This window comes from Streptomyces caelestis (genome assembly GCF_014205255.1).
In the GTDB taxonomy this organism is placed as follows: Bacteria; Actinomycetota; Actinomycetes; order Streptomycetales; family Streptomycetaceae; genus Streptomyces; species Streptomyces caelestis.
Genome location: NZ_JACHNE010000001.1, coordinates 3988907 through 4002180 on the forward strand (window position 1 = coordinate 3988907; position 13274 = coordinate 4002180).

Annotated in this window: 13 protein-coding genes and 1 riboswitch; of the genes, 8 read left to right on the plus strand and 5 right to left on the minus strand. The window is 71.1% G+C overall.

Going from position 1 to position 13274, the window contains the following annotated elements; translation table 11 throughout:
• Window positions 1-13 precede the first annotated feature (13 nt).
• Window positions 14-1300 (minus strand): threonine synthase, encoded by a 1287-nt coding sequence (gene thrC, locus HDA41_RS18000; RefSeq protein ID WP_184985178.1) that lies wholly within the window; start codon window positions 1298-1300, stop codon window positions 14-16.
• A gap of 15 nt (window positions 1301-1315) precedes the next feature.
• Window positions 1316-1471: riboswitch (SAM riboswitch) on the minus strand.
• A 155-nt stretch (window positions 1472-1626) separates the two neighbouring features.
• Here thrC and HDA41_RS18005 point away from each other — a divergent pair.
• From HDA41_RS18005 to otsB, 3 genes are all read left to right on the plus strand, one after another.
• The gene (locus tag HDA41_RS18005; RefSeq protein ID WP_184985180.1) at window positions 1627-2571 is read left to right on the plus strand and encodes a glucosyl-3-phosphoglycerate synthase; all 945 of its coding nucleotides are present in this window, start codon (window positions 1627-1629) and stop codon (window positions 2569-2571) included.
• Window positions 2572-2644: 73 nt separating this feature from the next.
• Window positions 2645-4033: an alpha,alpha-trehalose-phosphate synthase (UDP-forming) gene (locus HDA41_RS18010; RefSeq protein ID WP_184985181.1), complete on the plus strand. Its 1389-nt coding sequence runs from the start codon at window positions 2645-2647 to the stop codon at window positions 4031-4033.
• A gap of 6 nt (window positions 4034-4039) precedes the next feature.
• Entirely contained in the window at window positions 4040-4888 is an 849-nt protein-coding gene (gene otsB, locus HDA41_RS18015; RefSeq protein WP_184985183.1) for a trehalose-phosphatase, read from the plus strand.
• 6 nt (window positions 4889-4894) lie between these two features.
• On the opposite strand, the gene HDA41_RS18020 is transcribed toward otsB, so the two are convergent.
• Window positions 4895-5140: a DUF3263 domain-containing protein gene (locus HDA41_RS18020; protein ID WP_184985185.1), complete on the minus strand. Its 246-nt coding sequence runs from the start codon at window positions 5138-5140 to the stop codon at window positions 4895-4897.
• 35 nt (window positions 5141-5175) lie between these two features.
• Complete coding sequence (locus HDA41_RS18025) at window positions 5176-6429, minus strand: ABC transporter substrate-binding protein (RefSeq protein WP_184985187.1); 1254 nt, start codon at window positions 6427-6429, stop codon at window positions 5176-5178.
• A 131-nt stretch (window positions 6430-6560) separates the two neighbouring features.
• Here HDA41_RS18025 and HDA41_RS18030 point away from each other — a divergent pair, with 131 nt between their 5' ends.
• The 5 genes from HDA41_RS18030 to HDA41_RS41305 all read left to right on the plus strand — a co-directional run bounded on the left by HDA41_RS18030 (window position 6561) and on the right by HDA41_RS41305 (window position 10223).
• On the plus strand, window positions 6561-7502 hold the full coding sequence (locus HDA41_RS18030) for an ROK family protein (protein ID WP_184985189.1): 942 nt from the start codon (window positions 6561-6563) through the stop codon (window positions 7500-7502).
• A complete protein-coding gene (gene nagA, locus HDA41_RS18035; RefSeq protein ID WP_230299608.1) occupies window positions 7502-8737 on the plus strand; it encodes an N-acetylglucosamine-6-phosphate deacetylase in 1236 nt (411 codons plus the stop codon). The genes HDA41_RS18030 and nagA overlap by 1 nt, the downstream gene beginning before the upstream one ends.
• A 123-nt stretch (window positions 8738-8860) precedes the next feature.
• A complete protein-coding gene (locus HDA41_RS18040; RefSeq protein WP_184985191.1) occupies window positions 8861-9790 on the plus strand; it encodes a 1-phosphofructokinase family hexose kinase in 930 nt (309 codons plus the stop codon).
• Between the two features lie 109 nt (window positions 9791-9899).
• Window positions 9900-10067 carry a peptidase inhibitor family I36 protein gene (locus HDA41_RS18045; protein WP_184985192.1) on the plus strand — a complete coding sequence of 56 codons (168 nt, stop codon included), beginning with the start codon at window positions 9900-9902 and terminating at the stop codon, window positions 10065-10067.
• Between the two features lie 21 nt (window positions 10068-10088).
• Window positions 10089-10223: a hypothetical protein gene (locus HDA41_RS41305; RefSeq protein WP_260423337.1), complete on the plus strand. Its 135-nt coding sequence runs from the start codon at window positions 10089-10091 to the stop codon at window positions 10221-10223.
• Between the two features lie 114 nt (window positions 10224-10337).
• Here HDA41_RS41305 and HDA41_RS18050 read toward each other — a convergent pair whose 3' ends face one another.
• Together HDA41_RS18050 and cdgB are read right to left on the minus strand one after the other, a co-directional pair.
• Complete coding sequence (locus HDA41_RS18050; protein WP_184985194.1) at window positions 10338-11279, minus strand: CBM35 domain-containing protein; 942 nt, start codon at window positions 11277-11279, stop codon at window positions 10338-10340.
• Window positions 11280-11397: 118 nt separating this feature from the next.
• Window positions 11398-13059, minus strand: coding sequence for a diguanylate cyclase CdgB (cdgB, locus tag HDA41_RS18055; protein WP_184985196.1), 1662 nt, complete (start codon window positions 13057-13059; stop codon window positions 11398-11400).
• Window positions 13060-13274 lie beyond the last annotated feature (215 nt).

Genomic DNA, 13274 nt, shown 5'->3' on the forward strand with positions numbered 1-13274 from the left:
CAGCCGACAACGATCAGACGAGCCCAGCCTCACGGAACGAATCAAGGTTGGGACGAATGGTCGCAGTGAGCCCGGTCCCCGCCACCGCATCCAGCGTCTTCAGACCATCGCCCGTGTTCAGCACCACGGTCGTCAACGACGGGTCGAGCACCCCGTTCTCGATCAGCTTCTTCGCCACGCCCACGGTCACACCACCAGCGGTCTCCGCGAAGATGCCCTCGGTCCGGGCGAGGATCTTGATCGCGTCGACGACCTGCTCGTCGTTCACGTCCTCCACCGCACCGCCCGTGCGGCGCGCGATGTCGAGCACGTAGGGGCCGTCCGCCGGGTTGCCGATCGCCAGCGACTTGGCGATCGTGTCCGGCTTCTGCGGGCGGACGACGTCGTGCCCGGCCTTGTACGCCGTCGACACCGGCGAGCAGCCCTCGGCCTGGGCACCGAAGATCTTGTACGGCCTGTCCTCGACCAGCCCGAGCTTGATCAGCTCCTGAAGGCCCTTGTCGATCTTCGTGAGCTGCGAGCCGGAGGCGATCGGCACGACGATCTGGTCCGGCAGCTGCCAGCCGAGCTGCTCGCAGATCTCGTACGCGAGGGTCTTGGAGCCCTCCGCGTAGTACGGCCGCAGGTTGACGTTGACGAAGCCCCAGCCCTCGCCCACCGGGTCGCCGATCAGCTCGGAGCAGAAGCGGTTCACGTCGTCGTAGTTGCCGTCGATACCGACGAGCTCGCCGCCGTAGACCGCGGCCATGACGACCTTGCCCTGCTCCAGGTCGTGCGGGATGAACACGCAGGACCGGAAGCCGGCGCGGGCCGCGGCGGCACCCACGGCGCCGGCGAGGTTGCCGGTGGAGGAGCAGGAGAGCGTGGTGAAGCCGAAGGCGCGGGCGGCCTCCAGGGCCTGGGCGACGACGCGGTCCTTGAAGGAGTGCGTCGGGTTGCCGGAGTCGTCCTTGATGAAGAGCTTGCCGGCGTCGACACCCAGCTCGCGGGCGAGGTTGTCGGCCTTGACGAGCTTGGTCCAGCCCGGGTTGATGTTCGGCTTGTCCGCCACGTCGGCCGGGACCGGCAGCAGCGGGGCGTAGCGCCAGATGTTCGCGGGGCCCGACTCGATCCGCTTGCGGAGCTCCTCGGTGTCGTAGGCCGAGAAGTCGTAGGCGATCTCCAGCGGACCGAAACACTCCTCGCACGCGAAGACCGGGCCGAGGGGTACGCGGTGACCGCACTCGCGGCAGCTCAGCGCCGCGGCGGGACCGAGGTCTACGGTGGAGTCGGTGGTGCTTGCAACAGTCTGCACAGCCATGTGAGGCGAGGCCCTTCCTCATCTTCCTCACGACGCATCTCGCCGTGAGACGGATTTGGCACCTTCCCGAGCCGGGAGCCTCGCGGAGCGGTCGACAGTGACCTACGAGTATCGGCTGGAGGGTTGCCGGGGCTTCATCGGGCCGTATCCCTCTGCCCCTCTGGATGAGCTGTATTCGGTTGTTAACGACGGTTGACCCCGGACATGTGATGGTCATCCGCGTTGTTCAAGACTGTAACCGACGACCAGGACAGTTGAGATAGTCGTCCGAACCGCGAGATGGCTCACAGTCCGTCCCGCCGAGAGCACGCAGAGGAGCCGCCACGGTGCTGGAAGAAGTCGAGCGCTGGCTGAGCACCCGTTCCTGGTCCGCGACCGAACGTCCGCTCCACCAGATCCTCGCAGCCAAGCAGCGCACGGGCCGGACGGTCAGCGTCGTGCTGCCCGCGCTCAACGAGGAGGAGACGGTCGGCGACATCGCCGCCGTCATCCGCCATGACCTGATGCGGCAGGTGCCGCTCGTCGACGAGCTGGTCGTCGTCGACTCGGGGTCGACCGACCGTACGTCGGAGGTGGCCGCCGCCGCGGGCGCGACGGTGGTGCACCGCGACGAGATCCTGCCGCGGATCCCCGCCGTGCCCGGCAAGGGCGAGGTGCTGTGGCGATCCCTCCTCGTCACCAGCGGGGACATCGTCTGCTTCATCGACGCGGACCTGAGGGACTTCTCGTCCGACTTCGTCTCCGGGATCGTGGGCCCGCTGCTCACCGACCCGGACATCGACCTGGTCAAGGGCATGTACGACCGTCCGCTCGGCGGCGCGGCCGGGCAGGGCGGCCGGGTCACGGAGCTGATGGCCCGCCCGCTGCTCAACATGCACTGGCCGCAGCTGGCCGGCTTCGTGCAGCCGCTCGGCGGCGAGTACGCGGCCCGCCGCTCGCTGCTGGAGCAGCTGCCGTTCCCCGTCGGGTACGGCGTCGAGCTGGGCATGCTGGTCGACGCCCTGCACCTGGTGGGCCTGGACGCCCTCGCCCAGGTGGACATCGGCGTGCGCAAGCACCGGCACCAGGACGGGCAGGCGCTGGGCCGGATGGCCGCCGCGATCTACCGCACGGCCCAGCTGCGGCTGGCCCGCGGGCATCTCATCCGGCCGTCCCTGACGCAGTTCGAACGGGGCGGGGACGGCTTCGAGCCGCGCACCTACTCCGTGGACACCGAGGAGCGTCCGCCGATGGTCGACATCACCGAGTACCAGGCGCGGAGGGCGGCCTGACCGGGGTCGTTTTCGGCCGGGTGGGTCAGGTCCGTACGTTTGAGCGTTTCCGGGCCGGGCTAGGTTGAGGCGTATGGCTTCAACGTACGGTGCTGCACAGGTGCTCGTGGCCTCCAACCGCGGCCCGGTCTCTTACACGGTGGGCGAGGACGGTTCGCTGAACGCCAAGCGGGGCGGCGGCGGACTGGTCTCGGGGCTGTCCGCGATCGGCTCGGACGCGGACGCGCTGTGGGTGTGCTCGGCGCTCTCCGACGGCGACCGGGAGGCGGTCCGGCGGGGCGTCGGCGAGGACGGCGTGCGGATGCTGGACATCCCGGCCGACGTGCACGCGGACGCGTACAACGGCATCGCGAACTCGGTGCTGTGGTTCGTGCACCACATGCTCTACCAGACGCCGCTGGAGCCGGTCTTCGACACGGAGTTCCGGCGCCAGTGGACGTCGTACGAGACGTACAACCGGGCGTTCGCCGAGGCGCTGGCCGAGGAGGCGGCGCAGGGCGCGGCGGTGGTGGTGCAGGACTACCACCTGACGCTGGTGCCGGGCATGCTCCGCGAGCTGCGGCCGGACCTCAGGATCGGCCACTTCTCGCACACGCCGTGGGCGCCGCCCGAGTACTTCCACATGCTGCCGGACGACGTGGCCGGGCAGGTGCTGCGCGGCATGCTGGGCGCGGACCGGCTGGGCTTTCTCACGCAGCGCTGGGCGGACGCGTTCACCGCGTGCGCCGAGCGGTTCGCCGGCGGGCTCGGGGGCACGCGGATCGGCGTGCACGGGCTGGGGGCCGACGCGGACTTCCTGCGACAGCGGTCGCACGAGGCGGACGTCGAGGAACGGATGGCCGCGCTCCGGGAGGAGATCGGCGAAGGCCGCCGCACCATCGTCCGGGTCGACCGCACGGAACTGTCGAAGAACATCGTGCGCGGCCTGCTGGCCTACCGCCGGCTCCTCGCCTCCCACGCCGAGTGGCGCGAGCGCGTGGTGCACGTCGCCTTCGCGTATCCGTCTCGGCAGGATCTCGCGGTGTACCGGGACTACACGGCCGAGGTGCAGCGGATCTCGGAGGAGATCAACGCCGAGTACGGGACCCCGGGGTGGACCCCGGTCGTACTCAACCTCAAGGACGACTTCGCCCGCTCCCTGGCCGCGTACCGGCTGGCCGACGTGGCGCTCGTCAACCCCATCCGGGACGGCATGAACCTCGTCGCCAAGGAGGTCCCGGTCGTCTCCGACGCGGGCTGCGCGCTGGTGCTGTCGCGGGAGGCCGGGGCGTTCGAGGAGCTGGGCGAGGACGCGATCGTGGTGAACCCGTACGACGTGACGGGGACGGCGGCGGCCCTGCACGAGGCGCTCTCGATGCGCCCGGAGGAACGCGCCGAGCGCAGCAAGCGACTGGCCGCGGCGGCGACCGCGCTGCCGCCGGCGCAGTGGTTCCTGGACCAGCTCGACGCGCTGAGGGGCTGATCGCCGATGACCGCTCCCACGGACTCCCCGCTGCCGGCGCCCACCACGAAAGCCGGACAAGAGGGTCTGGACGCTCTCCTCACCCACCCGGGCAAGGCCCTGATCGGCCTCGACTTCGACGGGACGCTCGCGCCGATCGTGGCCGACCCCCAGAAGGCCCGGGCCCACCCGGAAGCCGTATCCGCGCTGGCCGCGCTCGCGCCGAAGGTGGCCGCCGTGGTGGTGATCACCGGGCGGCCGGCCGACGTCGCCGTGCGCAACGGCGGCTTCGCGGACGTCCCGGGCCTGGAGCGCCTCGTGGTCCTCGGCCACTACGGCGCCGAGCGCTGGGAGGCCCGCACCGGCGAGGTCAGGGCTCCCGAGCCGCATCCCGGCGTCGCCGCCGTGCGCACCGAGCTGCCCGAGCTCCTCGACCGGTTCGGCGCGTCGCAGGGGACCTGGATCGAGGACAAGGGCCGGTCCGTGGCCGTGCACACCCGCCGGGCCGCCGATCCGCAGGCCGCGCTGGAGTCCCTGCGGGAACCGCTCACCGGCCTGGCCGGCCGCCACGGCCTGATCGTGGAGCCCGGCCGCATGGTCCTCGAACTGCGCCCGCCCGGCATGGACAAGGGCGCCGCCCTCGCCGGGTTCGCCCGGGAGATCGGCGCCGGGTCCGTCCTCTTCGCCGGCGACGACCTGGGCGACCTGCCCGCCTACGCGGCCGTCGACAAGCTCCGCGCGGACGGCACCCCCGGCCTGCTGGTGTGCAGCGGCAGCGACGAGGTGACCGAGCTGAGGGAGCGGGCGGACGTGGTGGTGGACGGCCCGGAGGGTGTCGTACGCCTGCTGAGCGCACTGGCCGGGCGACTGGCCTGAGGCCTGTCAGCGTTCGGCCCGGCGCGTATCCCGTATCCGCCGCAGCCGGTTCACCGTCACCGGGTCGTGGGACAGGGCCCTGGGGTCGTCCAGCAGGGCGTTGAGGAGCTGGAAGTAGCGCACGGGGGCGAGACCCAGCTCCTCCCGTATGGCCCGCTCCTTCGCACCGGGCCCGGAAAAGCCGCGGCGTTCGAGCGCGAGGATGTCCCGCTCCCTGCGCCCGAGCCGCTCGTCACCCGTGTCCTCGTCCATGTCAGGCACCGTAACGCCCGCCACCGACAGCGGGACTACTCCGCGCTCTCCGCCCGGTTCGCCACCGCCTGGAGGTGGCCCAGGACGCCCGAGGGGCTGCCGGAGGGGGCGACGGCCTTGCCGATCTGCTTCTTGACCTGGGCGCTGACGTCGGCCCAGGAGGTCTTGCCGACCGGGTAGAGCTCGGAGGTCAGCAGCTCCTCCAGGAAGGGCCTGAGGTGGCGGTCCCGGTCGGAGGCGGCCATGGCCGCGGACGCGGAGCTGGTGACCGGCAGCAGGTCGTACTCGCGGGAGAAGGCCAGCACGTTCTTCTCGCTGTACACGAAGTCGAGGAAGTCGCCGACCTGGTCGCGGTGGCCGTTCTTCCGGAAGGCCGTCATCCAGTCGGCGACACCGAGCGTGGACTTGCTCGTCCCCTCCTTGCCCGGGGTCGGCACCATGCCGTACTCGACGCCGCGCTTGGCGGCGATCTTCATCAGGGAGGGGTGGCCGTTGAGCATGCCGACCTCGCCCTTGGCGAAGGCGGAGAACGCGGCGGCCCGGTTGAGCTCGCCGGGCGCGACCGGCCCGGTCAGGTCCTTGCCGACCAGTTCGTTCTTCAGCCAGGAGAAGGTGTCGATGTTCTCCGGGGAGTCGATGCCATAGCTGCCGACGGTGTCGGTGTAGCCGCCCCCGCCGCTGAGCATCCACTGCATGGTCTCGGCCTGGGCCTCCTCCGGGCCGAGGGGCAGCGCGTAGGGGTACTTCACGCCCTCGTCCTTGAGCGCCTCGGCGTCGTCGGCCAGGTCGTCCCAGGTCTTGGGCGGAGTGATGCCGGCCTTGGCGAAGAGGGTCTTGTTGTAGAAGAGCACGCGGGTGGAGGAGGCGAACGGCATGCCGTACTGCACGCCCTTGACCTGTCCCGCGGAGGCCAGCTGCCCGACGAAGTCGGCCTGCACGGGTATGGAGAGCAGGTCGTCGGCCTTGTAGAGCTGGTTCCGCGCCGCGTAGTCGGCGTACGCGCCGATCTGCGCCATGTCCGGAGGGTCACCGGCGGCGACCATCTCCCTGACCTTGCGGTCGACGTCGTTCCAGGAGTAGACGCTGACGTCGATCTTCACACCCGGGTGGTCGGCCTCGTACTCCTCGACGAGCTCGTCCCAGTACTTCTTGGAGCTGTTGGCCGCACTGTCGCCGTAGTCGGCGGCGACCAGCTTCAGGGTCACGTCGGCGGAGCCGCCCGTCACGCCACAGCCGCCGAGGACCGCCGTCATGCCCAGTGCGGACACCACCGCGATCGTTCCTGCCATCCGCCGCCGCTGCACCGCTGTTCTTCCCCAACCTGGCGTGACCGCCAACGAAAGCTTTCGATAATCGGAACAAGGTCTACACCACGTGAGTGGACTAGACCTCTTGCGGGTCCCCGGGTCACACTGTCCCCGTGAGACATGTCATCGCCCTCGACGTGGGCGGCACCGGAATGAAGGCCGCCCTGGCCGGACCGGAGGGCGAGCTGCTGTACCAGGCCCGCCGGCCCACCGGACGCGAGCAGGGCCCGGACGCCGTGGTCGCGGGCATCCTCGGCTTCGCCGCCGAGTTGCGCGCGTACGGCGCCGAGCACTTCGGCACGCCCGCGTCGGCCGCCGGCGTGGCCGTCCCCGGCATCGTCGACGAGGCGCGGGGCATCGCCGCCTACGCCGCGAACCTCGGCTGGCACGACGTCCCCCTGCGCGACCTGCTGGCGGAGCGGCTGAGCGTCCCGGTCGCCCTCGGCCACGACGTCCGCACGGGCGGCCTCGCCGAGGGCCGGGTCGGCGCGGGCCGGGGCGCCGACCGGTTCCTGTTCGTCGCGCTGGGCACCGGCATCGCGGGCGCCATCGGTGTCGACGGCCGGGTCGAGGCGGGCGCGCACGGCTTCGCGGGCGAGATCGGCCACATCGTCGTACGCCCCGGCGGGTCCCCCTGCCCCTGCGGGCAGCGCGGCTGCCTGGAGCGCTTCGCCTCGGCGGCGGCCGTGAGCGAGGCCTGGGCGACGGCCTCCGGCGACCCGGGCGCGGACGCGACGGACTGCGCGAAGGCCGTGGACTCCGGCGACCCGAAGGCGCAGGCCGTGTGGCAGGCGGCGGTCGACGCCCTCGCCGACGGCCTGGTCACGGCCCTCACCCTGCTGGACCCCCGCACCCTGATCATCGGCGGCGGGCTGGCGGAGGCGGGAGAGACGTTGTTCACACCGCTGCGCGAAGCCATCCGCCACCGCATCACCTTCCAGAAACAGCCGTCGCTCGTCCCCGCGGCTCTGGGGGACAGCGCCGGTTGTCTGGGTGCGGGCCTGCTCGCCTGGGATCTCCTGGCATCCACCGACCGTTCGGAGGTAACCACCTGATGGCAACGCCCCCGGGGGCGCGGGACAGCGTCGATATGCGGCTCCGCCGCGGGGCGCGACCAACCCCCACGCACCCGCACCCCGCGACGGCCGGACACCCCACGGTCCTCACCGGCGCAACCGTCGTCCTCCCCACAGGAACCGTCGAAAACGGCCAGGTGACCATCGACGGCACCCGCATCACCCCCGCAGCATCGGAAAACGCCCAGGTCATCGACGTCACCGGCCACTACGTACTCCCCGGCTTCGTCGACATCCACAACCACGGCGGAGGCGGAGCCTCCTTCACCTCCGGGTCGGTCGAGGACATCCTCAAGGGCATCCGGACCCACCGCCTGCACGGCACGACCACCCTGGTCGCCTCGACCGTCACCGGCGACATGGACTTCCTCACCCAGCGCGCGGGCCTGCTGAGCGAGCTGGCCGAGCAGGGCGAGATCGCCGGCATCCACTTCGAGGGACCGTTCATCTCCCCCTGCCGCAAGGGCGCGCACTCCGAGAACCTGCTGCGCGACCCGGACCCGGCGCGGGTCCGCAAGCTGATCGACGCGGCCCGGGGCCGGGCGAAGATGGTCACGCTGGCCACCGAGCTGCCGGGCGGCATCGACTCCGTACGCCTGCTGGCCGAACACGGCGTGATCGCGGCCATCGGCCACACGGACGCGACGTACGAGCAGACGGTCGAGGCGATCGACGCGGGCGCGACGGTCGCCACCCACCTCTTCAACGCGATGCCGCCGCTCGGCCACCGCTCCCCCGGCCCGATCGCCGCGCTCCTGGAGGACGACCGGATCACGGTCGAGCTGATCAACGACGGCACGCATCTGCACCCCGCCGCACTCCAGCTGGCGTTCCACCGCGCGGGCGCGGGCCGGGTGGCGTTCATCACGGACGCGATGGACGCGGCCGGTTTCGGCGACGGCCGGTACTGGCTCGGCCCGCTGGAGGTGGAGGTCGCGGACGGCGTGGCCCGCCTGCTGACGGACGGCACGATCGCCGGCTCGACCCTCACCCTGGACCGCGCCTTCAAGCGGGCGGTCACCGTCGACGGACTGTCCGTCGAGGACGCCGCGACGGCGCTCTCCGCCACCCCGGCCCGCCTCCTCGGCATGGACGACCGGATCGGCTCCCTGGAGCCCGGCAAGGACGCGGACCTGGTGCTCCTGGACGCGGACTACGACCTCAAGGGCGTGATGCGCCGGGGCGAATGGGTGGTCGGTCCCCAACTGCACTGATCCGTCCCGCGGTCGAGAGACGGTGGCCGACTCCAGGACTGGGCCGACCGCCGTCTCTTTGGCATGATCAAGCTTCCGGAACGGTCACGTCAGCAAGCGCATTCTCGGGGGAGGTCGGCCCAGGTGATCCTGACGGTCACACTGAACACCGCTCTCGACATCACCTACCGCGTGCGGTCCCTCAGGCCGCACGCCTCCCACCGCGTCTCCGAGGTGACGGAACGCCCCGGCGGCAAGGGCGTCAACGTGGCCCGGGTGCTCGCGGCGCTCGGGCACGAGGTGACGGTGACCGGTTTCACGGGCGGTGCGACGGGACGGGTCGTGCAGGAACGGCTCGCGTCGGTGCCGGGCGTGGTGGACGCGCTGGTCCCGGTATCGGGCGCCACCCGCCGCACGATCGCCGTGGCCGACGAGCAGACCGGCGACACGACGCAGCTCAACGAACCGGGCCCGATGGTCACGCCCACCGAGTGGTCGGCCTTCCAGGAGGCCTACGAGGACCTGCTGCCGTCCGCCTCCGCGGTGGCGCTGTGCGGCAGCCTGCCACCAGGCGTACCGGTGGGGGCGTACGCCGGCCTGGTCCGTACCGCCCGTGCCGCCGGAGTCCCGGTCCTCCTGGACACGAGCGGCGAAGCCCTGCGCCGGGGCGTCGCGGCCCGCCCGGACATCATCAAGCCGAACGCCGACGAACTGGCGGAACTGACCGGCTCCCACGAGCCGCTGCGGGCCACACAGGACGCCCGCCGCCGGGGCGCGGGCGCGGTGGTCGCGTCCCTGGGCCCCGGGGGCCTCCTCGCCGCCACCCGAGAGGGCCGCTGGCGAGCCACCCCACCGACCTCTGTGCGAGGCAACCCGACGGGCGCGGGCGACTCGGTGGTCGCGGGCCTGCTGTCGGGCTCGGTCGAACACCTTCCGTGGCCGGATCGCCTGGTCCGGGCCGTCGCGTTGTCGGCGGCGACGGTGCAGGCACCGGTGGCCGGGGAGTTCGATCGGGGGGTGTTCGAGGAGCTGTTGGGGCGGGTGGCGGTTTCGGGGGAGGTCAGTGCGGCCTGAGAGCGGCTCACGATCCGGCGAAGGCTCACCCTGACCGAATCCGATTGCCTTGCTGTCGCATGATCGGCAAGAGGGTGACCGATCATGACCACGAAGGGGGAACAACTCCATGCGCATGCGCCTTTTCGCGCTGGCTGGCGCCACGCTGATCGCCACCCTGCCGCTCACCACCCAGACCGCGTCCGCCGCGACCAAGTGCGCGAGCGGCAAGATCTGCACCTGGCCGAAGGCCGACTTCGGAGGGACCAAGCGCACCTACGGCAAGGACAACGGGTAATACCCGCGCAGCGGCCGCTCAGTGTCCAACCAGAGTGGCAAGCTCATCACCGTCTACAAGGACGCGTCGTGCTATGGCAGCCACTTCGACATCAAGCCGGGCCACTACTCGGACAAGACCCCGTGGCCGGTGAAGAGCATGGCCGTCTGGGGCTGACGCCCATCGGGCTACGGCCTGGTTGGTAGATCGACAAACCGGGGATTCCAAGCAGCAAGGGGCCGCAAGTGCCGGCGGCCCCTGTCGTTCCCGTGCGACAAGACTGTGGCCGCTCTACGAGCCCGTCTCCGTGGTGATCCACAGCTGATCGAGAACCGCGTCACACTGGTTGCCCTCGTTGCAGGCGAGCTCGATCGTGTTGGTGCCCTTGGTCAGGTTGACGTTGGACCACGTCTCCTGCCAGCCCTTTTCCCAGTCGCCCTTGGGCAGTTTGGCGAAGTTCTCCATGTTGACGGGCCGGGACTGGGCCTCGCCGTTGACGAGCAGTGTGGCGTTGGCGTCGACGCCCGGGATGCCGTAGCGCACGTACAGCCGGTAGGTGCCCGGCTTCTTGATGCCGTCGACGGTCCAGGTGACGCTCGCTCCGACGTGGTTGAAGCCCGCCACATAGACGCCACCGGCGGCCTTCGCGCCCTTGATGTCCGACGCCGTCGAAACGCCCGGCCCGAGCCGCAACGCCTTCGCGTCGATCTGCGGCAGGTCCGCCTCGCTCTCGCCCGCCTTGCTCGGCGACGGGCTCGGCTTCGAGTTCTGGGACTGGGTCGGGGTCGTGCCCGCCTGGTCGTCGGTGTTGCCCTGGTCCTTCTCGCCGCCCAGCATGGCCACGCCGATGCCGATCACGACCGCGGCGACCACTGCGATCGCGCCGATCAGCAGGCCCTTGGTGTTCGGGCCGCGACCGCCCCGGCCGCCGCCGCCACCGCCCTGCATCTGCTGCTGGGTGGTGGGGGCACCGCCGGGCAGTGTCTCCGGCGCCGCGTAGTGCGCGTTCGGCTGGCCGTAGGCGTTCTGCTGCTGCGGGGCCTGGCCGTAGGCCGCCGTCTGCGCCTGCTGGCCGTACTGGCGTGTGCCGACCGCCCGCACCCGGTTGACCGAGTTCGGGTAGCCGTAGCCCCCGGACGGCGGCTGGGCCCCGTTGGCCTGCCCGTCGGCGTAGAGATAGCCGAACGGGTCGTCGTCCTCGGGCGTGCTCGCGCCGTTGTTGCCGGGCGTCATCCCTTGGTCTCCTCAGTCAGGTGCGGTGCATGCGGTACGGGTCGTGAGAGAGCGAGCCTACCCGCTCCCAGTGACCCAAACGGGTGACTCAGACCGCATCCACTCGCTGACCTGGGGCTCAGCCCGCGCGTCTGTGTTGTTTGGGACGAGATCGTTTCTCGACGTACATCCGCTCGTCAGCGGATTTCAACACTTCGTCCGCCGTCATTCCACAGTGTGCCCATCCGATGCCGAAGCTGGCGCCGACCCGGACCGCCCGCCCCTCGGCGCGGATGGGCTGGATGATCTCGTTGCGGAGGCGGACCGCGAGGTCCTGGGCGTCGGCGCGGCCGAGCCCGTCGGCGAGGATGACGAATTCGTCACCCCCGAGCCGGGCGACGGTGTCGCCGTCGCGGACGCCGTTGCTCAGCCGGCGGGCGACCTCGATGAGAACCGCGTCACCCGCGTTGTGCCCGAACCGGTCGTTGATCGACTTGAAGCCGTCGAGGTCGCAGAAGAGGACGGCGAGTCCCTTGGTGCCGTCGTCGTGGTCGCCGTCCGGGGCGACGGTGTGCACGTGGTGGTCGTAGGCGTCGAACGGCTCGGCGCTCGGCCCGAAGTCGAAGGCGTGGCCGATCGCGTCGAAGGCGGGGTGGCCGTAGGCCGCGTCGTGGGACTCGACGATGCCGGGGTGCGGGGGCGCCGCGCGCTGGCACAGCCGGGCGGACAGGCGGGAGCGCAGCTCGGCGGAGTTGGGCAGGCCCGTGAGCGAGTCGTGGGAGGCGCGGTGGGCGAGCTGGAGCTCGCGGCGCTTGCGCTCCTCGATGTCCTCGACGTGGGTGAGGAGGAAGCGCGGGCCGTCGGCGGCGTCCGCGACGACGCTGTTGCGCAGCGAGACCCAGACGTACGTGCCGTCCCGGCGGCCGAGGCGGAGCTCGGCGCGGCCGCCCTCGGCGGAGGTGCGCAGGAGGGTGCCTATGTCCTCGGGGTGGACCAGGTCGGAGAACGAGTAGCGGCGCATCGCGGAGGCGGGGCGGCCCAGCAGTCGGCACAGGGCGTCGTTCGTGCGCAGGATCCGGCCGTGCTGGTCGCCGCCCATCTCGGCGATGGCCATGCCGGACGGGGCGTACTCGAAGGCCTGCCTGAAGCTTTCCTCACTGGCCCGCAGCGCCTGCTGCTCGCGCTCCAGCCGGACGAGCGCCCGCTGCATGTTGGCGCGCAGCCGGGCGTTGCTGATCGCGATGGCGGCCTGGAAGGCGTACATCTGGAGCGCCTCGCGGCCCCAGGCGCCGGGGCGGCGGCCGTTGCGCGGCCGGTCCACGGACAGCACGCCGATCAGCTCGCCGCAGGCCGCGTTGCCCTGCGGGCCGGGCGCGTACATGGGCGCGAAGAGCCGGTCGGCCGGGTGCCACTCGTCCTCGAAGCGGGGGGCGGGGCCGTCGGTGTACCACTGCGGCACGTCGTCGTCGTCGAGGACCCAGCCCTCGGTGTGCGGTATGAACACCAGGTCGCCCCAGTGCTCGCCCATGCCGAGGCGGCGGTCCCAGGACTCGCGGGAGCCGACGCGGCCGGTGATGAGGGCCTCGGCGGCGGGGTTCCCGGCGAAGGCGGCGACGACGAGGTCGCCGTCGGGCCGTACGAGGTTCACGCACGCCAGCTCGTACCCGAGGGCGGCGACGACGCCCTCCGCGACGGTCTGCAGTGTGTCGGCCAGGCTGCGGGCCGTGTTCATGTCGGCCATGACCTGGTGCAGTTGTCGCAGGGAGGCAAGGCGGACGTAGGGCTCCGACTCGGTCTCCATGCTCGCCCTCCCCCCGAGACCTCGCTGCGAATCAAGGGTTCTCTTCGGCGTATCGTCCTGGCAGCTTCCCAGCCACTGAATCACAGCGCGCTGCTCACTCGGTACACAGGGTCAACAATTCCCGCCCCTTGTGACTCAAGTCACAGGCAAAGCTGAACAATTGAGTAGAGTTTCTGCGTTCTTCACGTGCGTCTACCGAACGCAAACTTTGTCAG